Origin of the sequence: Paraburkholderia tropica (genome assembly GCF_914484835.1) — a bacterium.
In the GTDB taxonomy this organism is placed as follows: domain Bacteria; phylum Pseudomonadota; class Gammaproteobacteria; order Burkholderiales; family Burkholderiaceae; genus Paraburkholderia; species Paraburkholderia tropica_A.
In genome coordinates this window covers 56,024-76,894 of record NZ_CAJZAR010000090.1, presented here as the reverse complement: position 1 = coordinate 76,894, position 20,871 = coordinate 56,024, and the positions used below count along the sequence as shown (strand labels likewise).

Annotated in this window: 20 protein-coding genes; 12 read left to right on the top strand and 8 right to left on the bottom strand. The window is 66.8% G+C overall.

What is annotated here, in order from left to right; translation table 11 throughout:
• Positions 1-26 precede the first annotated feature (26 nt).
• A complete protein-coding gene (locus LDO54_RS33575; protein WP_224016400.1) occupies positions 27-1,493 on the bottom strand; it encodes a nucleobase:cation symporter-2 family protein in 1,467 nt (488 codons plus the stop codon).
• Between the two features lie 598 nt (positions 1,494-2,091).
• Here LDO54_RS33575 and LDO54_RS33570 point away from each other — a divergent pair.
• The 5 genes from LDO54_RS33570 to LDO54_RS33550 all read left to right on the top strand — a co-directional run bounded on the left by LDO54_RS33570 (position 2,092) and on the right by LDO54_RS33550 (position 6,576).
• Positions 2,092-3,576: a xylulokinase gene (locus LDO54_RS33570; RefSeq protein WP_224016398.1), complete on the top strand. Its 1,485-nt coding sequence runs from the start codon at positions 2,092-2,094 to the stop codon at positions 3,574-3,576.
• A 31-nt stretch (positions 3,577-3,607) separates the two neighbouring features.
• Positions 3,608-4,453, top strand: a complete 846-nt coding sequence (gene fghA, locus LDO54_RS33565; protein ID WP_224016396.1) for an S-formylglutathione hydrolase — start codon at positions 3,608-3,610, stop codon at positions 4,451-4,453.
• Positions 4,454-4,627: 174 nt separating this feature from the next.
• Positions 4,628-5,011, top strand: a complete 384-nt coding sequence (locus tag LDO54_RS33560) for a hypothetical protein (RefSeq protein WP_224016394.1) — start codon at positions 4,628-4,630, stop codon at positions 5,009-5,011.
• Positions 5,012-5,111: 100 nt separating this feature from the next.
• Complete coding sequence (locus tag LDO54_RS33555) at positions 5,112-5,570, top strand: hypothetical protein (RefSeq protein ID WP_224016392.1); 459 nt, start codon at positions 5,112-5,114, stop codon at positions 5,568-5,570.
• Between the two features lie 4 nt (positions 5,571-5,574).
• Positions 5,575-6,576 (top strand): CBASS cGAMP-activated phospholipase, encoded by a 1,002-nt coding sequence (locus tag LDO54_RS33550; protein ID WP_224016391.1) that lies wholly within the window; start codon positions 5,575-5,577, stop codon positions 6,574-6,576.
• Between the two features lie 103 nt (positions 6,577-6,679).
• Here LDO54_RS33550 and LDO54_RS33545 read toward each other — a convergent pair whose 3' ends face one another.
• Genes LDO54_RS33545 through LDO54_RS33535 form a run of 3 tightly spaced genes read right to left on the bottom strand, consistent with a single transcriptional unit; the run spans position 6,680 to position 9,365 of the window.
• Positions 6,680-7,468 (bottom strand): metal ABC transporter permease, encoded by a 789-nt coding sequence (locus LDO54_RS33545; RefSeq protein ID WP_205997702.1) that lies wholly within the window; start codon positions 7,466-7,468, stop codon positions 6,680-6,682.
• A complete protein-coding gene (locus tag LDO54_RS33540) occupies positions 7,461-8,408 on the bottom strand; it encodes an ABC transporter ATP-binding protein (RefSeq protein ID WP_224016389.1) in 948 nt (315 codons plus the stop codon). Before LDO54_RS33540 ends, LDO54_RS33545 begins: the two co-directional genes overlap by 8 nt.
• A gap of 27 nt (positions 8,409-8,435) precedes the next feature.
• Positions 8,436-9,365: a metal ABC transporter solute-binding protein, Zn/Mn family gene (locus LDO54_RS33535; RefSeq protein ID WP_224016387.1), complete on the bottom strand. Its 930-nt coding sequence runs from the start codon at positions 9,363-9,365 to the stop codon at positions 8,436-8,438.
• 371 nt (positions 9,366-9,736) lie between these two features.
• Here LDO54_RS33535 and LDO54_RS33530 point away from each other — a divergent pair, with 371 nt between their 5' ends.
• The 6 genes from LDO54_RS33530 (at position 9,737) to LDO54_RS33505 (ending at position 15,855) form a co-directional block, all read left to right on the top strand.
• Positions 9,737-10,540, top strand: coding sequence for an L-iditol 2-dehydrogenase (locus tag LDO54_RS33530; RefSeq protein WP_224016385.1), 804 nt, complete (start codon positions 9,737-9,739; stop codon positions 10,538-10,540).
• A gap of 112 nt (positions 10,541-10,652) precedes the next feature.
• Positions 10,653-11,975, top strand: a complete 1,323-nt coding sequence (locus LDO54_RS33525) for an ABC transporter substrate-binding protein (protein WP_224016383.1) — start codon at positions 10,653-10,655, stop codon at positions 11,973-11,975.
• Between the two features lie 141 nt (positions 11,976-12,116).
• A complete protein-coding gene (locus LDO54_RS33520; protein ID WP_224016381.1) occupies positions 12,117-13,064 on the top strand; it encodes a carbohydrate ABC transporter permease in 948 nt (315 codons plus the stop codon).
• The gene (locus tag LDO54_RS33515; protein ID WP_224016379.1) at positions 13,061-13,939 is read left to right on the top strand and encodes a carbohydrate ABC transporter permease; all 879 of its coding nucleotides are present in this window, start codon (positions 13,061-13,063) and stop codon (positions 13,937-13,939) included. The genes LDO54_RS33520 and LDO54_RS33515 overlap by 4 nt, the downstream gene beginning before the upstream one ends.
• A gap of 11 nt (positions 13,940-13,950) precedes the next feature.
• Positions 13,951-14,658 (top strand): HAD family hydrolase, encoded by a 708-nt coding sequence (locus LDO54_RS33510; RefSeq protein WP_224016377.1) that lies wholly within the window; start codon positions 13,951-13,953, stop codon positions 14,656-14,658.
• Between the two features lie 87 nt (positions 14,659-14,745).
• Entirely contained in the window at positions 14,746-15,855 is a 1,110-nt protein-coding gene (locus tag LDO54_RS33505; RefSeq protein ID WP_224016375.1) for an ABC transporter ATP-binding protein, read from the top strand.
• 127 nt (positions 15,856-15,982) lie between these two features.
• Here the strand turns inward: LDO54_RS33505 and LDO54_RS33500 are convergent, their stop codons facing one another.
• Positions 15,983-16,432 carry a hypothetical protein gene (locus tag LDO54_RS33500; RefSeq protein ID WP_224016373.1) on the bottom strand — a complete coding sequence of 150 codons (450 nt, stop codon included), beginning with the start codon at positions 16,430-16,432 and terminating at the stop codon, positions 15,983-15,985.
• Between the two features lie 12 nt (positions 16,433-16,444).
• Positions 16,445-17,158, bottom strand: coding sequence for a M35 family metallo-endopeptidase (locus tag LDO54_RS33495; protein ID WP_224016371.1), 714 nt, complete (start codon positions 17,156-17,158; stop codon positions 16,445-16,447).
• A 365-nt stretch (positions 17,159-17,523) separates the two neighbouring features.
• Here LDO54_RS33495 and LDO54_RS33490 point away from each other — a divergent pair, with 365 nt between their 5' ends.
• A complete protein-coding gene (locus LDO54_RS33490; protein WP_224016369.1) occupies positions 17,524-18,177 on the top strand; it encodes a hypothetical protein in 654 nt (217 codons plus the stop codon).
• A 40-nt stretch (positions 18,178-18,217) separates the two neighbouring features.
• Here the strand turns inward: LDO54_RS33490 and LDO54_RS33485 are convergent, their stop codons facing one another.
• Both LDO54_RS33485 and xylB read right to left on the bottom strand, forming a co-directional pair.
• Positions 18,218-19,171 carry a sugar-binding transcriptional regulator gene (locus LDO54_RS33485; RefSeq protein WP_224016367.1) on the bottom strand — a complete coding sequence of 318 codons (954 nt, stop codon included), beginning with the start codon at positions 19,169-19,171 and terminating at the stop codon, positions 18,218-18,220.
• 90 nt (positions 19,172-19,261) lie between these two features.
• Complete coding sequence (gene xylB, locus LDO54_RS33480) at positions 19,262-20,749, bottom strand: xylulokinase (RefSeq protein ID WP_224016365.1); 1,488 nt, start codon at positions 20,747-20,749, stop codon at positions 19,262-19,264.
• Between the last annotated feature and the right edge of the window lie 122 nt (positions 20,750-20,871).

Here is a 20,871-nt window from a genome sequence, read left to right as displayed (position 1 = left end):
GCGGCCGGAGCACCTCTCGCGTCGACTCAGTGTGCCGCCGTGCGCGGCATTTCGTGTCCGGCTTCCGGGCCGCCAGGCGCGTCGTGCGCGTGGCTGCCGTCGAAATCGTGACCGGCGCGGCGGATGTCGCGCTCGGCGGCGCGTTCGCTTTTCACGCCGTTGAAGATCAGGTTGAGCACCACCGCGCACACCGAGGCGAGCAGGATGCCGCTATGCAGGATCGGCGAAAGCGCGGGAGGAAGCTGCGCGAAGAAGTGCGGCGAGACCACCGGCACGAGCCCGAAACCCACGCTCACCGCGACGATGAACAGGTTGTGCTGGTTCTTCACGAAGTCCACCTTCGACAGCACCTTGATGCCGTTCGCGGCGACCATGCCGAACATCACGATGCCCGCGCCGCCCAGCACGAAGGCGGGCACCGAGGCTACCATCTGCGCCATCTTCGGAAACAGGCCGAGCAGCACGAGGATCACGCCGCCCATCGCGCACACGAAGCGGCTTTTCACGCCCGTCACGCCGATCAGCCCGACGTTCTGCGAGAACGACGTGTGCGGAAACGAGTTGAAGATGCCGCCGATCATCGTGCCCAGGCCGTCCACGCGCAGGCCGCGCACGAGCGTCGCCTGATCGACGGGGCGCTCGACCATGTCGCCGACCGCGAGGAACATGCCGGTCGATTCGATGAAGGTGACGAACATCACGATCACCATCGTCGCGATCGGCAGCACGTGGAATTTCGGCATGCCGAAGTGGAACGGCATCACGAAACCGACCCACGGCGCGTGCGTGATGCCGTCGAGGTTCACGCGGCCGAGCGCCAGTGCGATCGAGAAGCCCGCCACGATGCCGAGCAGCACCGAGATATTGGCGATGAAGCCGCGGCCGAACTTGTTGATGAGCAGGATCAGCATCAGCACGAGCAGCGAGAGGCCGAGATAGACCGGGTCGCCGTAGTGCGGATTGCCCACGCCGCCGGCGGCCCAGTTGATGCCCACTTCCATCAGCGAGAGGCCGATCACCGCGATGACGGTGCCCACCACGACGGGCGGGAAGAAGCGCAGCAGCTTGCCGATCATCGGTGAGATGACGATGCCGATGGCGCCCGCCGCGATGGTCGAGCCGAAGATATCGAGAATGCCGAGCGACGGATTCGTGCCGATGGCGATCATCGGCCCGACCGAGGCGAACGTGCAGCCCATGATGACGGGCAGGCGGATGCCGAAGATCCAGAGGCCGAGCGTCTGGATCAGCGTGGCGATGCCGCAGGCGAACAGGTCGGCGCTGATCAGAAACGCGACCTGGTCCTTCGGCAGACCGATGGCGCCGCCGATGATGAGCGGCACGGCCACCGCGCCCGCATACATCACGAGCACGTGCTGGATGCCGAGCGTGAGCAACTGGCCGAACGGCAGACGTTCGTCGCACGGATGAACCTGGTTGCCGCCACGCTGTCGGGACTGGGCCTGCTCCCGTTCCATACCCTGGGGATGCATGTCGTCTCTCTCCGTCTTCGTTTAGGAATATGGCCTCCAAGGTATGCGCGCCGAAAATATGCAACAAGACCACTGGGGACTATTCCGCGCTTTCCGGTGACGATATGCGCGCGGGCCGCGCGGCGCACGCCACGAGGGCGCGATCGTGCGCGGCGCATGAACGCGAAGCGGCGTGCGGCGATGCTGCGGCGCGTCGCGAACGGTCGGCGCGAAGGCGCGCAGATGCCGTTCGTCCCATATTTCAGGAGGTTTGCGGCGTTTGGCGGCGTGTGAGACGCGTGTCGCGCGCGCTGTGCCGCGAGCGGTCACGCCCCCAAAAAGCGACGATGTCGCGACGCGGCAGAGGCCAGTCGGGTGCGCAGGCGCATGGTGGCGTCGTTATGATCTATATTTCGCTGTTCACATGTGAGCCGTTTTGCATCGCGTCGCGCACGGGTGGGTTAACCCGCGAGCGCGTGCGTTTTGCATGACTTCGCAGGATGTCGCGGCGGCTCGCCGCGCGCCCATCGCGCCGGTATCATGGCCAGTTCCACGGGCCGTGTTTTTGTCGTTTTCGTGTCTCGCCGCCCATCCTTCCTCTTCTTTCCAGACGCTACGCATGCACGCTTCGTCCGCGCGTTTTCTCGGCATCGACCTCGGCACCGGTTCCCTCAAAGTCGCGATCGTCGATGACGAAGGCGCGGAGCGTTGCGTCGCGAGCGTCGCGTATGCGCTCGATACGCCGCAGCCCGGCTGGGCCGAAATCGACGTGACGCGCTGGTGGGACGCGCTCGTGCAGGCCTGCGCGAAGCTGCCCGAAGCGGAGCGCGCGGCGGTGCGGGCGATCGGTTTTTCCGGGCAGATGCACGGCGTCGTGCTCACCGATGCGCGCGGTCAGGCGCTGCGTTCCGCGATGCTGTGGCCCGACACGCGCGCGCACGATCTGCTCGATGCTTGGCCGGACAGTGAAGCGCATGCGCAGCCGAACCCCGTCGCGCCCGGCATGGCGGGTCCGCTGCTGCGCTGGACGATGCGCCATGAGCGCGCCGTCGCGGATGCCGCGCGCTGGGCGCTTCAGCCGAAGGACTGGCTGCGCGCGGCGCTCGCGGGCGGCGCGCCGGAAGCCTTCGTCGCCGATCCGTCCGATGCCTGCGCGACCGCGCTCGCCGCGCCCGACGGCCAGTGGGATATCGCGCTGATCGAGCGTCTGGGCTTGCCGCGCCACTGGTTCGCGCCGCTCGCGGCCTCGGGCGCGGCGAGCGGCACGCTCAGCGCCGACGCGGCGCGCGTGCTCGGCCTGCCCGCAGGCATCGTGCTCGCGACCGGCGCGGGCGACACGCCGTGCGCGGCGCTCGGCAGCGGTCTGCACGAAGACGGCGACGCGCTCGTCACCACCGGCACGGGCGGCCAGATTCTCGTCACCGCGCGCAGCGAGCCGCCCGCGCGGCGCGGCATTCATCGCTATCGCTCGGCCACGGGCGGCTGGTATGCGATGGCCGCGATGCAGAACGTGGGTGTGGCGCTCGAAGCGGCGCGCGGCTGGCTGGTCTACGATTGGCGCCTCGCGTACGACGAGGCGTTTGCCGCGCCCGCGTCGTCCGCGCTCGCGTTCCTGCCGTATCTGAGCGGCGAGCGCTCGCCGTGGCTCGATCCGTCGGCGCGCGGCGGCTGGCTCGGCGCGGGTCTCGGCGACACGCGCGGCACGCTCATGCGCGCCGCGTTCGAAGGCGTGGCGTTCGCGTTGCGCGCGGGGCTCGACGCCTTGCGCGAAGCGCAGGCGCCGCACGATGCGATGACGCCAGCGCCGATCACGTCGCTCAAACTCGCGGGCGGCGGGTCGGTCGATCCGCGCTGGCGGCAATTGCTCGCCGATGCGCTCGGCGCCGAACTGCACGCCATCGACTGTCCGAACGCGGCGACGCGCGGCGCGGCGCTGCTCGGCGGCGTGGCCTGCGGACACTGGCGCATGGACGAACTCGCGGCGCTCGCGCCCGCATCGGCGCGCGTGGCGCAGCCGCGCGAGGACGCCGTGCTCGCACAGCGCTACGCGCGCTTTATCGATTTATATGGCCGGGTGCGAAGCTGGTTCGCGCCCGTTGCTTGAATTGGCTGAACTGAGAGCGGAGGAAAACGGGATGCTGATCCTGATTGAAGAACACGCCTGCTACGGCGGCGTGCAACGCATCTATAAGCACGACTCGGAAACCATCGGCCTGCCGATGCGCTTTTCGGTCTATCTGCCGCCGCAGGCGCGCAACGCGAAGGTGCCCGCGCTGTTCTATCTCGCGGGCCTGACCTGCACCGAGGAAACCTTCCCGATCAAGGCGGGCGCGCAGCGCTTCGCCGCGCAGCACGGCATCGCGCTGATTTCGCCCGACACGAGCCCGCGCGGCGCGAACGTGCCCGGCGAAGCCGATGCGTGGGATTTTGGCGTGGGCGCGGGTTTCTATCTCGACGCCACGCGCGAGCCGTGGTCTAAGCACTGGCGCATGGGTTCGTATGTGCGCGACGAGTTGCGCGCGGCGGTCACGGAACATCTGCCGATCGACGGCGAACGCCTCGGCATCTTCGGCCACTCGATGGGCGGCCACGGCGCGCTGACGCTCGCGCTGCGCAATCCCGGGATCTATCGCTCGGTGTCGGCGTTCGCGCCGATCGCCGCGCCCACGCGCTGCCCGTGGGGCGAGAAGGCCTTCAGCGGCTATCTCGGCGACGACCGCGAAGCGTGGAAGCAGTACGACGCGAGCGAACTCGTGGCGAAGGCCGCGCACAAGTTCGAGGCGGGCATTCTCGTCGATCAGGGTCTCGCCGATCAGTTTCTGGCGAACCAGTTGAACCCGGACGTGTTCGAGGCCGCCTGCGCGGCGGCGGGCCAGCCGCTCACGCTGCGCCGTCACGAAGGCTACGATCACGGCTACTTCTTCATCCAGAGCTTTATCGAGGACCATCTCGCGCATCACGCGCGTGTGCTGTTGAAGTAAGCGGCATCACGTAGTCGGCGTAGGGCAGAAGGGCCGTCACGCAGCGCGTCGCGGCCCTTTTTCACGCGTGGGCATCTGAGGATTCGACCCCATCTTGAAATTTGAAAATCTGGTCAGGTTGGTACTAGAATCTGGTCAGGTTGATCTTATTGATCGTTATCGGGAGTCACCATCATGCGAGCACTGCGAGTCGAACCGGAAGCCGGCAAGGAAACCGTCGAGCGACGCATGGTCGATTTCCAGGCGGCCGTGAAGGCGATCGCCGCGCGCGTCGGGGCCACCGACGTCAACGCGGCCGGCACGCCCATCTCCGCGTTCAAGACCAATTATTCGAGCGTGCTCAAGCGCGTGAAGTCGGGCTCGGTGGAGATCGTCAACCAGGGCCAGGAGCCGTTCATCATCCTCGGTCTCGATCAGGCGGTCGCGCTGATGTCCAACACGGTCAGCGACCGCACCGTCGCCGAGGTGTTCGCCGGACTGCCTTCGGTGCCGGCCACGGGCAAGCTGCCGCGCGACGCGTCGATCGACGCCGAGGATCACTACCGCGTGCCGCGCTGAGCGGCCGCGGTTTCTCATCGCAGCGCAGCGCATCGCACCGGGCCGCGCCACATAACAACAACCGATCGACATTCGGGGTATTACAAGACAAAGGCCGTCCATGCCGAGATTCCTGCTGGGCACGAATACGCTCATCGACATGTGCATCGAAGACACCGCGTCGCGCAAATGGATGGAGAGCGGCGTGAAGGCGCGCGACATCAACCTCAGCGTGATCAGCGTGGCCGCCGCGCGCCAGGTGATCGCGCAGCACAAGACCAGCGAGCCGCGCCGCGCCGCCTTCAGGAAGGCGCTCGAAGCGCGGCTGGCGGCGCTCGTCGACGACGGTTCGGTGCTGCTGCCGTTCGACGAAGCCGAAGCCGCGGAGTGGGAGCAGTGGCGCGGCCATCAGCCGCTCGAAATCGAGAAGGGCGGCAAGCGCCATGCGGTCGGCCAGGACACGCGCATGGTGATCGCCACGGCCGTCGCGAACGGCTGCACGCTCGTCGAGCCCGAAGAGGCGTACCACCGCGAGCTGCGCAAGCTGCAGCTGAGCGTGGTGTCGCTGCTCGAGGAATAAGCCCTTGGACCCGCTGAACGACCAGTTCCGCGTGCCAGGCGGGCGCCTCACGCCGGCGCCCGCCTGCTGCCGCGTGCTGAGCCTCTCGGGCGGCGGCTTTCGCGGCCTCTACACGGCGCGCCTGCTCGCGCGCATCGAGGAAAGCGGCAAGTTCGGCGACGGGCCGATCGGCGCGCGTTTCGACCTGATCGCGGGCACCTCGGTGGGCGGCATTCTCGCGGCGGGGCTCGCGGCGGGCGTGAGCGCGCGCGAGCTGCACGCGATGCTCGCGCAGTGGGGGCCGTCGATCTTTCCGAAGCTCTCGCTGCGCACGCTGCAGAAACTCTTCAGCAAGAAGGTGTACGCGGCCGAGCCGCTCGAACGCGCGATCGTCGCGTGTCTCGACGGCCGCGCGCACACGCCGCTCTCCGAACTCGACAAGCCGCTGATGCTCACGACCGTGAGCTGGTCGCTCGGCGAGATCCGCCTGCTGCGCAGCCGTGGTCTCGCGGGCGATGAGGCCGATACCTGCTCGCTGCTGGCCGCCGCGCGCGCGACCTCGGCGGCGCCCGCGCATTTCCCCGCCGTGATGCTCGACGACGACTGGCACGTGGACGGCGGTCTCGCCGCCAATTGTCCCGACGCGCACGCGCTCGTCCAGGCCCAGCGTCGCGGCGCGCCGGTGCGGATGCTGAGCGTCGGCACCACGGGCGTGCGCCACAAGAACGTGCCGAGCCGCTTGCCGCTGCGCGGTTTCGCGTGGGCGCAGCCCGCGCTCGATCTGAGCATGGAGGCGCAGGAGCGGATGGCGCGGGCGACCTGCGCGCGCGAGTTGCGCGAGCGCTATCTGCATCTGAACAGCGAGGCGGGCGGCGATCAGCAGATCCTGCGCGATCTCGACGTCGCCACGCCCGACGCCAGCACGGCGCTCACGCGGCTCGCGGATCAACGCTTCGAGGCGCTGATCGCCGATGCCGAGGAGTCGCGGCGGCTGCGTTTCATCATGGGCGACGGCGAGGGCGTTTAACCGCGTCGTGCGGGCTCAGGAAAGCGATAAAAAAGGCGTTGTCCCGTACGGGAACAACGCCTTTTTTCTTGGGTACGCGTAGCGAAGCGCTGGCGATTGCGGCTTACGACTGCCGCTTGCCGATCAGGCTCGCGCCGTAGACGAACGCGGCGAGCGCGGTGATCCAGAAGCTCGTCGGCCAGTCGGTGTAGTAGGCGAGCGCGACGCCGATCCACGCCTGCGCGAGCGCGAGCAGCGCGGCCAGCACGAGGCCGGCCGAGAGCCGCGTCGTGAGGTTCTGCGCGGCGGCGGCCGGGCCGACCATCAGCGTGAACACCAGCAGCACGCCGACGATCTGCGTGCACGCGGCCACCGCGAGCGCGGCGATGCCGAGAAACAGCACCGACACGAGGCGCAGCGACACGCCTTTCGCTTCGGCCAGTTCCGGCTGCAGCGAGGCGAACAGCAGCGGACGCATGATCGCCGCGAGCGCTGCAAGGCTCGCCACCGCGAGCGCGGCGAGCACGCCGAGCGTGTCGCGGTTCACGCCGAGCACGTTGCCGAACAGCAGCGCCGTGACCTGCGTGGCGTAGGACGTGAAGAAGTGCAGGAACAACAGGCCGAAACCGAGCGCGAGCGAGAGGATCACGCCGATCGCCACGTCGCGGCCCGCGAGCTTTTCGCCGAGCGCGCCCATCGAGACGCCCGCCGCGAGCGTGAAGCCGACCATGCCCCACATCGGCGAGACGCCCAGCAGCACCGCGCCGGTCGCGCCCGTGAAGCCGACGTGCGAGAGCGCGTGGCCCGCGAAGGTCTGTCCGCGCATCACCAGAAAATAGCCGACGATGCCCGCGAGCACCGCGACGATGCCCGACGCCGCGAAGGCGTTCACCATGAAATCGTATTCAAGCATCGTGCGAGTGGCCGTGTGCGTCGTTGTCGTTATGGGCGTGCGCGTGACCGTGCGAGCCGTGCGAATGACCGTGATCGTGGCCATGATCGTGCTCGTGTTCGTGGTCGTGCTTTTCGACTTCCACGTCGCCGGACATCACGAAAATGCGGCCCTTCATGCGCATCACCTCGATCGGCGAGCCGTAGAGGCGCGAAAGCACGGGCGCGGTGATCACTTCGTCTACGCTGCCGAGCGCCGCCACGCCGTTGCCGAGATACAGCACGCGGTCGAGCGCGTTGAGGAGCGGATTGAGTTCGTGCGCCGAGAACAGCACGGCGATGCCGAGTTCGCGCTGCACGCGCCGCACGAGTTCGACCACGCCGCGCTGATGGTGCGGATCGAGGCTGATGAGCGGCTCGTCGAGCAGCAGCAGCTTCGGGTCGCCGAGCAGACATTGCGCGAGCAGCAGGCGCTGGCGCTCGCCGCCCGAGAGTTCGGAGAGCGGCCGGTCGGCCAGCTTGGTCGCGCCCACGAGGTCGAGCACGCGGGAGACGTCGGCGCGCGTGGCGGCGTCGGCGCGCGGCAGGCCCCAGCGGTGGCCGTCGGCGGCCATCGCCACGAAGTCGCGGCCGCGCACGCGGCGGCTTGCGAGCGCCGTGCGCGTCTGCGGCATGTAGCCGATCTTCGGATTGCCGCGCGCGACCGGTTCGCCGAGCACGCGGATCGCGCCGCGCGAGGCGGGCACGAGGCCGAGGATCGCGCGCATCAGCGTGGTCTTGCCCGCGCCGTTCGGTCCGAGCACGCCGATGAATTCGCCCTGGTTCACGGCGAAGTTGGCGTCGCGCAGGATCGTGCGCTCGCCGAGCGTGAGCGTCACGCCCGCGAGCGTCAGCACCGGCTGCGGCGCGCGGTGATGATGCACGTCCTGTGCGTGATGCGGAGAGGGCGCGGCCTCTGTCATTGCTTCTTTTCCCTGAATACTTCGTGTTTAGTGCTGCGCGAGCGCCTTGGCGAGCGCGTCGAGCTGCGCCAGCATCCACTGCTGGAAATTCACGCCCGCGGGCTGCGTTTCGGTCACGCTCACCGTCGGCACCTTCGATTGCTGCGCGAGGCCGAGCATGCGCCGCGTGAGCGCCTCGGTCGCCTGGCTGTTGTAGATCAGCACATGCACGCGGCGCTCGCGCAGATCGCGCTCGAAGGCGGCGATATCCGACGCGCTCGCCTCGGTGTCGTTCATCGCGGCCATCTGGAAGCGCAGATTGCGCATGTCCAGACCGATCGCATCCGACATATAGCCGAACACCGGCTCGGTCGCCGTCACGGGCACGCCCTTGTACTGCGCGCGCAGCGCGGCAACCTTCGCGTCGAGCGGCTTGAGCGAGCCGAGGAACGTGGCCAGGTTCGCATCGTACACGCTCTTGTGCGCCGGGTCCGCCGCTGCGAGCGCGGCGCTCACCGCGCGCGCCACGGAGGGCATCGTCTGCGGGTCGTACCAGAGGTGGGGATTATCGCCCGCCTTCTTGCCGACGAGGTCCGCCGCGACGATGGTCGTGCGCTGGCCGCCTTGGGTCGCGCCGAGCAGCTTGCCCATCCACGGGTCGTAATCGGCGCCGTTGTAGACCACCACGCGCGCGTGCTGGAGCGCGCGCGCCGTCTTCGGGCTCGCTTCGAACAGATGCGGGTCCTGATCGGGATTGCTCAGGATGCTCGTCACGCTCACGTTCGCGCCGCCGATCTGCTTGACGACGTCGCCGTAGAAGTTCTCCGCCGCGACCACGGGAATGGCGGTGTCGGCGTGCGCCGCGCGCGCCGGGCCCAGCAGGCCCGCGACGGCGGCGAGGGTGGTGAACGTCAGCGTGGCGGCGGCCTGCGCGAGGCGGCTGCGCGTGCGCAGCTTCGCGCGGGAAATGGCGAGCATGGTTCTATCCTTGAACGAGAGGCGAGGCCGATCGAACGGTCCAGACCGGTCTGAATAGGGCCGAATGGTGAAATTCGGTGAAGGCGAGATGATATAACGTATCACGCGGGAAGGCGAGTCAGCCAGACAGCCGATGCCGGGCGTCCGGGCGCGCGGCGTGCTCATGGCGTGCCTGAGACGTGCTTTGGGTGTGCCTAGAGCATGCTGGCTTGCGCGCCGCACCATCGAAATCCGTGCGTCGAGCGTTTGTCCGCCTTGACATGTCCGCGTCCGTATCCGATCATTCGACCACTAATAGAGCAAATGTTCATGTGTCGGGCGAGTGTTCATCAGCGCGCGCCGGCGGCACGGACAACATCGGAGACAACCCTGTGGCACATTCCGCGAACCCGGCGGCTGGACGTTTGCAGGACAAGGTGGCGGTGCTGACCGGTGCGGCGAGCGGCATCGGCGAGGCGGTCGCGCAGCGCTATCTGGACGAAGGCGCGCGCTGCGTGCTGGTCGACGTGAAACCCGCCGACGCCATCGCGGCCGAACTGGCCGCCGCGTATCCCGAGCGCGTGCTCACCGTCAGCGCCGACGTCACGCGCCGCGAGGACATCGAGCGCATCGTGCTCACGGCGGTCGAGCGTTTCGGCCGCATCGACATACTCTTCAATAACGCGGCGCTGTTCGACATGCGCCCGCTGCTCGACGAATCCTGGGACGTCTACGACCGGCTTTTCGCGGTGAACGTGAAAGGCATGTTCTTTCTGATGCAGACCGTCGCGCGCCGCATGGTCGAACAGGGGCAGGGCGGCAAGATCATCAATATGTCGTCGCAGGCCGGACGTCGCGGCGAGGCGCTTGTTTCGCACTACTGCGCAACCAAGGCGGCGGTGCTCAGCTACACGCAGTCGGCGGCGCTCGCGCTTGCGCCGCACAAGATCAACGTGAACGGCATCGCGCCGGGCGTGGTCGACACGCCGATGTGGGAGCAGGTGGACGCGCTGTTCGCGCGCTACGAGCATCGTCCGCTCGGCGAGAAGAAGCGGCTCGTGGGCGAGGCGGTGCCGCTCGGCCGCATGGGCCTGCCCGCCGATCTCACGGGCGCGGCGCTCTTTCTGGCTTCCGCCGACGCCGATTACATCACCGCGCAGACGCTCAACGTCGACGGCGGCAACTGGATGAGCTGAGCCGCGCGCGCGGCAGGCAGGCAGCAAGGCAGCACGACGTCACGTACGCAGCAGGCAAGGCAACACGCAACGCACTACGAACGCATAACGTAACAAACAAGGAGACAACGTCATGAAACCCGTTTTGAAGACCGTGCTGCGTGCCATGAGCGCGGGCGCGATGATCGCCGCGGCGGGCGCGGCCCACGCGCAGACCGTGACGATCGCGATGTTGAACAACCCGGACATGCTCGAGCTGAAGAAGCTCTCGCCGGCCTTCGAAAAAGCCAATCCGGGCATCAAGCTGAACTGGGTGATCCTCGAAGAAAACGTGCTGCGCCAGCGCGCCACGACCGACATCACGACCAACAGCGGCCAGTTCGACGTGATGATGATCGGCACCTATGAAGCGCCGCAGTGGGGCAAGCGCGGCTGGCTCGCGCCGATGACGAACCTGCCCGCCGACTACGACCTCGACGACGTGGTGAAGACCGCGCGCGACGGTCTCTCGTATAACGGCACGCTCTATGCGCTGCCGTTCTACGTCGAAAGCTCGATGACCTATTACCGCAAGGATCTGTTCGCCGCGAAGGGCCTGAAGATGCCCGAGCAGCCGACTTACGACCAGATCCGCGAATTCGCCGACAAGCTCACCGACAAGGCCTCGGGCACCTACGGCATCTGCCTGCGCGGCAAGGCCGGCTGGGGCGAGAACATGGCCTATGTGACGACGGTGGTGAACACCTTCGGCGGCCGCTGGTTTGACGAGAAGTGGCATGCGCAGCTCACCACGCCCGAGTGGAAGAAGGCGGTGGGCTTCTACGTCGACATGCTGAAGAAGGACGGCCCTCCGGGAGCCAGCTCGAACGGCTTCAACGAAAACCTCACGCTGATGTCGTCGGGCAAGTGCGCGATGTGGATCGACGCCACGGTGGCCGCGGGCATTCTGTACAACAAGTCGCAGTCGCAGGTGGCCGACAAGATCGGCTTCGCGGCCGCGCCGACGGCCGTCACGCCGAATGGCGCGCACTGGCTGTGGTCGTGGGCGCTCGCGGTGCCGAAGTCGTCGAAGTCGCAGGAGCCGGCGCGCAAGTTCATCGAATGGGCGACTTCGAAGCAATACGTCGAGCTCGTCGCGAAGGACGAGGGCTGGGCCTCGGTGCCGTCGGGCACGCGCATCTCGACCTATCAGCGTCCCGAGTACAAGCAGGCCGCGCCGTTCTCGGACTTCGTGCTGAAGGCGATCCAGACCGCCGATCCGAATCATCCGACCGCCAAGCCGGTGCCGTACACGGGTGTGCAGTTCGTCGGGATTCCTGAGTTCCAGTCGTTCGGCACGGTGGTGGGCCAGAACATCTCCGGCGCCGTGGCCGGCCAGATGAGCGTCGATCAGGCGCTGACCGCGGGCAATGCCGCCGCCGACCGCGCCGTGGCGCAGGCCGGGTATCAGAAGTAAGGCCGTGACTAACGGAGTGCTTTAACGCAGCGCCGTAACGCCGCGCAGTAACGCCGCGAGGCGCGCCCAAGGCGGCGCGCCTCGCGATGCAGATGTGGTGCCGCGCCCCCGCGCGGCGCGCTACAGAGAAGGGTGGTCCTCATGCGTCATCTCCATCTCCACATGCCTCTATTCAATCGAACGCGCGCGCCCAAACCGAACGTGCAACAGGTGGAACAGCGACGTTCGGCGTCGCGCTGGCTGGTCTCGCCCTCGGTCGCCGTCCTGCTGCTCTGGATGACGATTCCGCTCGCGATGACGATCTGGTATTCGTTCACGCGCTACAACCTGCTGAATCCCGACCTGAAGGGTTTCGCGGGCCTCGACAACTACAAGTTCCTCGCCACCGATCCGTCGTTCATCCCGTCGATCGTCCATACGATCGTGCTGATCGTCTCGGTGCTCGCGATCACCGTGATCGGCGGCGTGCTGATGGCGGTGCTGTTCGACCGCAAGTTCATCGGCCAGGGCATCGCGCGCCTGTTCGCCATCGCGCCGTTCTTCGTGATGCCCACGGTGAGCGCGCTGATCTGGAAGAACATGATCCTGCATCCGGTCTACGGCCTCGTGGCCGTGGCGATGCGCGCGGTGGGCCTCACGCCGATCGACTGGTTCGCCGTCTATCCGCTGTTCGCGGTCATCATGATCGTGGCGTGGCAATGGCTGCCGTTCGCGTTCCTGATTCTCTTCACGGCGATCCAGTCGCTCGACCAGGAGCAGAAGGAAGCCGCGAAGATCGACGGCGCGGGCGCGATCTCGATGTTCTTCTACATCACGCTGCCGCACCTGCGCCGCGCAATCGCCGTGGTGGTGATGATGGAGACCATCTTCCTGCTCTCGATCTTCGCCGAGATCTACACGACCACGGGCGGCGGTCCCGGCAACGCGACCACCAACCTCACTTACCTGATCTACTCGATGGGCCTGCAGCAGTTCGACGTGGGCATCGCTTCGGCGGGCGGCATTCTGGCCGTCGTGCTGGCGAACATCGTGTCGTTCTTCCTCGTGCGCATGCTCGCGCGCAACCTCAAAGGGGAGTACGAAAAATGAGCCAAGTCACCGCCACGCCCGCCAGCGCGCCCAATTCGCCGCACGCGGTCAACCGCGCCTCGCCGATGCAGTTCCTCGGCCGCGTGGTGCCGGGACTGCTTGCGTGGGTCATCGCGCTCGCGCTGTTCTTCCCGATCTTCTGGATGACGATCACGGCGTTCAAGACCGAGCAGCAGGCCTACATTCCGTCGCTGTTCTTCATGCCGACGCTCGACAGCTTCCGCGAGGTGTTCGCGCGCAGCAACTACTTCGCGTTCGCGTGGAATTCGGTGCTGATCTCGGCGGGCGTGACGATCGTCTGCCTGATCCTCGCCGTGCCTGCCGCGTACGCGATGGCATTCTTCCCGAACCACCGCACGCAGAAGATCCTGCTGTGGATGCTCTCGACCAAGATGATGCCGTCGGTCGGCGTGCTCGTGCCGATCTATCTGCTCTGGAAGAACACCGGCCTGCTCGACTCCGTGAGCGGACTCGTGATCGTCTACACGCTGATCAATCTGCCGATCGCGGTGTGGATGTCGTACACCTACTTCAACGAGATTCCGCGTGACATTCTCGAAGCCGGGCGCATGGACGGCGCGGCCACGTGGCAGGAGATCGTCTATCTGCTGATGCCGATGTCGGTGCCCGGACTCGCGTCCACGGCGCTCCTGCTGATCATTCTTTCGTGGAACGAAGCATTCTGGAGCATCAACCTGTCGAGTTCGAACGCGGCGCCGCTCACGGTGTTCATCGCCTCGTATTCGAGCCCCGAGGGTTTGTTCTGGGCGAAGCTTTCGGCGGCCTCGCTGCTGGCGGTCGCGCCGGTGCTGATCGTCGGCTGGCTCTCGCAGAAGCAACTGGTGCGCGGCCTCACGTTCGGCGCGGTCAAATAAACGCAAACGTCATGACGAACCTGCAAAACACGATGACGATCCAGGCGCTCATCTGCGATTGCGACGGCGTGCTGATCGACAGCGAAGCCGTGGCCGCACGCGTGCTGGTGCGCGAACTCGAAGCGCGCTGGCCCGGCGCCGATGTCGCGCCCGTGCTGATGCCGCTGCTCGGCCAGCGCATCGAGCGCGTGCTGGCGGGCGCGAGCGAAGCGCTCGCGCGCACGCTGACCAGCGCCGATGTCGACGCGATCCGCGCCGTGGCCGAAACCGAGGCCGCCGACGCGCCGCTCTTTCCCGGCGTGGCCGCGGCGCTCGACGCCATCGAGCTGCCCAAGGGCTGCGCGAGCAACAGCTACACGGCCGTGGTGCGCCACGTGCTCGCGCGCAACGGCCTCACGCGCTTCTTCGGCGAGCGCCTCTATTGCGCCGATACGGTCGAGAAACCCAAGCCCGCGCCCGACGTGTATCTCGCGGCGGCGCGCGGCATGAACGTCGCGCCCGCGGCGTGCCTCGTGGTCGAGGACAGCGTGGCCGGCGTGAGCGCGGCGCGCGCGGCGGGCATGATCGTGCTCGGCTTCGTCGGCGGCGCGCACGTGGGCGGCGAGGCGCACGCGCTCGAATTGCGCGAGATGGGCGCGCGCGAGATTTTCGACGACATGCGCGCGCTGCCCGCGCTCGTGGCGGACTGGATCCAGAGGACGGAAGCGCGCGCGCAGTGAGCGCGCGTGTTCCGGCCAGGCGAATCAAGAGTGGAATCGCGGCGGGCCAGGCAATGCGCCGGCTGCCGCAACGAATGGAGACACATCATGGCAAGCGTGATCCTGAGAAACGTGCTCAAGCGTTACGACGAAACCGAAGTGCTGCGCGACGTGAACCTCGATATCGGTGACGGCGAGTTCGTCGTGTTCGTCGGCCCGAGCGGCTGCGGCAAGACCACGCTGATGCGGATGATCGCGGGTCTCGAAGACATCAGCGGCGGCGACCTGACGATCGACGGCACGCGCATGAACGACGTGCCGCCCGCCAAGCGCGGCATCGCGATGGTGTTCCAGTCGTACGCGCTCTATCCGCACATGACGCTGTACGACAACATGGCCTTCGGCCTCAAGCTCGCGGGCGCGAAGAAGCCCGAGATCGACGCGGCCGTGAAGAACGCCGCGAAGATCCTCCACATCGACCATCTGCTCGATCGCAAGCCCAAGCAGCTTTCGGGCGGCCAGCGTCAGCGCGTGGCGATCGGGCGCGCGATCACGCGCAAGCCCAAGGTGTTCCTGTTCGACGAACCGCTCTCGAATCTCGACGCCGCGCTGCGCGTGAAGATGCGTCTGGAATTCGCGCGCCTGCACGACGAGCTGAAGACGACGATGATCTACGTGACGCACGATCAGGTCGAAGCGATGACGCTCGCCGACAAGATCGTCGTGCTGTCGGCGGGCAACGTCGAACAGGTCGGCTCGCCGAACCGGCTCTATCACGCGCCGGCGAATCGCTTCGTGGCGGGCTTCATCGGCTCGCCGAAGATGAACTTCCTCGAAGGCACGATTGCGCAGGTCGCGAGCGACGGCATCCTCGTGCGCTACGACAGCGGCGAAACGCAGAAGGTGGCGGTGGAGCCGCGCGGCGCGCGTGAAGGCGACAAGGTGACCGTGGGCATCCGGCCCGAGCATCTGCACGTGGGCGTGAGCGAGGGCGGCGTGAGCGCGAAGGCGATGACGGTGGAATCGCTCGGCGACGCGGCCTATCTCTACGCCGAATGCGCGGCCGCGCCCGATGGTCTGATCGCGCGCATTCCGCCGCTGGAACGGCACGAGCGCGGCGAAGCGCTGAAGGTGGGCGCGCCCGCCGATCATTGTCATCTGTTCGACGCGAACGGTCAGGCGTTCGAGCGCCGCTTCGCGCAGGAACTGGCGGCTTGAGGTTGTCTGGAAGGTTTTTTGTAGTCGTCGTTGTCTGAGGTTGCCTTGCCCCAACGAGGGACGCCCGCTTTCGAGCGGGCTTTTTTTTGCGCGTTGAATAAGAACCCCCGCCTGAGCGGGGTTAGCGTTATTGGCCGTCGCAACAGTTATCGGGGCAACCAGGGCTCAGTTGCACCGTGACTTCCCGACTTTCACTGTCAATCGGCTCCGTATTCGCAACGGGATAGATTTGAACCTTGATCTGCAAAGGCGCGTTGACCAAGCCATCGCCAAGCGCCTCCTGCGCGACAGTCACAGCGCGGCGCATGGCCAGTTGCTTCGACTCCTGTTCACGGTCGGCCGCACTGCCAATGATCGTTATCCAGTTCTGAATCGCATATCTCGAGTTCACAAGCGTGATCCAGTCGTTGAGCCGTGCGCGTTCAGATTGGGAAATGTCCGACTCATTCGACTTGAAAGCAACCTGATGCTGCTCGGACGGAAGGTTCTGCGATCCTTTGCACTCCGCTTGAGTGTGAGCAGCGTAGAGGCAAGCCATCGAAAGTAACGCAGTTTGAATGTATCGAGTCCTGTTCATCGCACTTATCGCTTAAATGGGGAAAAGCGGCTCGCCATAGACAACATAGCCTGTAAGGGTGTCTGCATTGCGCAGCGCCTGCCCGGGATGGTTCCTGGCCCATTCGGCAGCGGTCGGATCAATACCGTATCGAGGATCGTCGCTGGCGAACGTGTCGGCAAAGTGAGTCACTTCGTGTATCAGCGTCGAGAGACGTGAATCGCCGTACATGTTCTGATCGCGTAACCCGCTGCAAAATTTCATGCCGATGCTGACAAGCCGGCGTTCGGTATTCGGGCCGCAGACATGAGCAGCCTCACGGTCGATATTCTTCATGTTCGGCACGCAACCCAATATCCTGTCGAGGTTCGGGTCGCTTCGGACCAGGCTAGCTGGCGTTAGCGAGTTGAGCGCAGCCAGATGCCTTGAGAATCCGGTGGCGAGATATTGGCGCATATCCTGATCGCTGCGATTAAACCAATACAGCATGCGTTCTCTTGTCGCGCCATCGTAGCGATTCAAGTCTGCAATTCTTCGCTCTACGAGCGTGGCGGCCCAGCCTAAAAGCAACTTTGCCTTGATGCGAAATTCTTTATCCGTCATGTTCGGGCAGATCGGCGTGGTGTCGATCATGACTTCGACGATCGAACCCGGGATGGTGTTCGTGACGGCGGTATCGTGAATCAAAAACCATTCCTCCTCCTCGCTTTGTTTGAAACCATAGACATTGTCGCCAGCCTCTTTCATGAATCGGATCTCCCTGTGTGTCGAGTTCTCGATGCGGTCGTGGACTGAAATGCACCTGCGTTGTCGCAAAGCGTCCACTTGGGTGATCCTGCAGCGCGTCGCTGGGAGCGAGAATCAGATCAGGACTAAAGCGGGAGGAGGTCGAATCACAGAGCATGGGGGAGGAGCCTCGCCCTGAGATTCGACAAATCGGGGCAAGGTGCGCGACGGGGCGACTGACACGGATGCATGCCAACATGCGCGGACTATTCTGAGACGCCCGCTTTCGAGCGGGCTTTTTTTTGCGCATTTTCTTGCACGCGTGCAGGCGGAGAACCGAAATCGGGCGCTATCATCCTGCGTCCGAACCCCGACCGCGTGCCATCATGATTCGTAAGATCGTGTCGACTGTGTCGATCGCGAGTGCGCTTGCCGCTTCGCTCGCATTGACCGCCTTGACCACCACGAGCGCCCATGCCGCCGACGTGCCCGCGACGGTGGTGCAGCAGGTCGATTCGCGGGGCGACGCCCAGCACGAGTTGCAGCCGCCGATCATCGACGCGAGCGCGGTCATGCCCGGCGCGTGGGTCTACTTCACGGACAACACCTCGAAGCGCCCCGGCCAGACCGACAGCAACCGGCCCTACACGCTCGACGCGCATCTGATCTATCAGGACGCCGATCACGCGTGGCACGACCAGTTGTTCGACCGCTACGAGGAAGACGGCGGCATTCCGCAGATCGCGTCGGTGTTCTTCGCGCACGCGGATCACACGGCGCACAGCCGCAGCCTCGTCGTGCTCGTGCGCACGCCGCAGCAGCATGACGACTACGGCGGCGACTCCTACGACGGTTATGTCTACAAGCTGACCGGCTCAGCCGCGCGGGGCGCGGTGTTCGTGGGCTTGCAGAGCGACGCGAGCGCGCCGTTCATCGGCCAGTGCCAGTGCGGTTTCCGCGATGGCCGCACGCAGCACGCGCGCTATCCGAACGCCGCGGCGATCCGCAACGCGCTCGCCGAAAGTTTCCCCGAGAAATAAGCGCTAAAACAAGCGCTAAAACAAGCAGAAAAACAAACCATCAAACCGCCTCGCCGAGCGCCGCGCGCGCGCAGTTTTCGTCGGTGACGAGGCCCGAGAGCCAGCCGCCCTTGAGCGCGGCGATCACGGCGTCGCGCTTGCGCTCGCCGCCCGCGAAGCCGATGGTCGGGCGCTTCGGCGGCGAATCCAGATAGAGGCTCGTCACGCGGCGTCCCGTCGGCGACTCCACGCGCTTGCCGTTCGCGTCGATCGGCAAGCCAAGCATTTCGGCGATCGCGCCCAGTTCCATCAGCCCGTGCACTTCGTCGAGCGTGAGAAAGCCGTCCTCGTAAAGCGGGCAGTGCTCGCCGATATTGCCGATGCCGACGAAGGCCACATCGGCCTCGCCCGACAGCCCCTCGACGATCCGATAGAGCCGGTGATTGCACCATTGCGCGCGCTCGGCCTCGTTGTCGGCGATCAGCGGCGCGGGCAGCAGGAAGTGCTTGCCGCCGGTCTTTTCGGAGATGTGCAGCGCCACGTCGTAGCGGTTCGACGAACCGTCCTGCGCGATCGCGCCGACCATCGACACCAGCCGGTGCTGCGGACGATCGAGCTGCGCGATCTGATCGACGGCGGCCTTGAGCGTGCGCCCGCTGCTCACGGCCACGACCATCGGCCGCTCCTCGGCGAGATAGCGCTCCATCACCTGCGCGCCCGCCACGGCGAGCTTGCGGTCGATCGCGTCCTGGGCGTCGCCGTCGATCGGCACGATCTCGCAGACCGAGAGGCCGTAGCGCTTCGAGAGCCGGTCGGCGAGCGCGAGGCAGTCGGCCAGCCGATGATCGACGCGCACGCGGATCAGGTTCTTCTCGACCGCATAGGCGACGAGCCGCTGCGCGACCGGACGCGAGACCTGCAGCTTCTCGGCGATCTCGTTCTGGGTGTTGCCGGCCACGTAGTAGAGCCACGCGGCGCGGGTGGCGAGATCGAGTTTTTCGGTGGACTTGGGCACGGTGGTCTTCGGAGCGGGTTCTGCGGGTTTCGTCGGGCGCGTTCGTTTTTTCAAACGCGGCGCGAAGTGTACTGGATGCGCCGCCGGGTCTTACGCCAGCCTTTCGCGCGACGGATCGAACAGTGGCCGCACATGGCGATACAGCGCGCGATACGCTTCGAGCCGTTCGCGCAGCGCCGCGTGGCGCGAGGCGTCGGGCGCGTATTCGGCGGCCACGGGCGCTTTCGTCAGCACCTCGTCGAACGAGCCGCCCGCCGCGAGCCAGCCGAGGCGCGCCGCGCCGAGCGCCGCGCCGGTCTCGCCGCCGCCGTGCTGGCGCGTGGGCGTATTGAAGGCGTCGGCGACCAGTTGCGCCCACCAGGCGCTGCGCGCGCCGCCGCCGAGCATCGACAGCGGGCCGACCGTGGTGCCCGCCGCGGCGAGCGCGTCGAGGCCGTCGGTGAGCGCGAGCGTCACGCCTTCGAGCACGGCGTAGCCGAGCAGCGCGCGGTCGGTCGCGTGCGTCATGCCGAAGAACACGCCCTGCGCGTACGGATCGTTGTGCGGCGTGCGCTCGCCCGAGAGGTAGGGCAGAAAGAGCGGCGCCTGCGCGAGCGTGCGCGCGTCGAGCCGTTCGACTTCGGCGAGCAGCGCGGGCTCGTCGGTGCCCGTGAGCTTGCAGACCCAGCGCAGGCAGCTAGCGGCCGAGAGCACCACGCTCATCTGATGCCAGCGGTTCGGAATCGCGTGGCAGAACGCGTGCACGGCCGAAGCCGGATTGGGCGCGAAGCGGTCGCCGATCACGCACAGCACGCCCGAGGTGCCGAGCGAGACGAAGCCGTCGCCGGGCTGCACCGCGCCGATGCCGATCGCGCTCGTCGCGTTGTCGCCGCCGCCGGCCGCCACCACCACGTCCTCGCGCAGGCCGAACTCGCGCGCGACCTCGGGCAGCAGCGTGCCCGACGGCGCGCTGCCTTCGGCGAGCGCGGGCATCTGCGCGCGCGTCATGTTGCAGGCGTCGAGCAGGGCGTCGGACCAGTCGCGTTTCGCGACGTCGAGCCAGAGCGTGCCGGCCGCGTCGGACGGATCGGAGACCTTGCCGCCCGTGAGCTTCAGGCGCAGCCAGTCCTTTGGCAGCAGTACGCAGGCGGTCTGGCGGAACAGTTCGGGCTCGTGACGCGCGACCCATAGCAGCTTGGGCGCGGTGAAGCCCGGCATCGCCAGATTGCCCGCCACGCGATGCAGTTGCGGCGCGCGCGCGGTGAGTTCGGCGCATTCGTCGACGGCGCGCATGTCGTTCCAGAGGATCGCGGGACGCAGCACGGCGTCGTGGCGGTCGAGCAGCACCGCGCCGTGCATCTGCCCCGAGAGGCCGATGCCGCGCACCTGCGCGAACTCGTGCGGATGCTGGGCGCGCAGCGCGGCGAGCGCGCGGCGCGTGCCGTCCCACCAGTCGTCGGGATGCTGCTCGGCCCAGCGCGGCTGCGGACGCGAAACCGTGAACGGCGAGCCCGCGGTGCCGATCGCGCGGCCATCGGGCGCGAGCAGCAGGACTTTCACTTCGGAGGTGCCGAGGTCGATGCCGAGATACGTGGACATGGCGCGCGCAGGTTCGGAGGTGGAGGCGCTACTTTAGCCGCGCGCGCACGGCGGCGCCATGCGCGGCGACCCGGGGACGCGCGTGGTGAGACGCGGCGCGGCACAGGCCGCGCGCGCAAGAA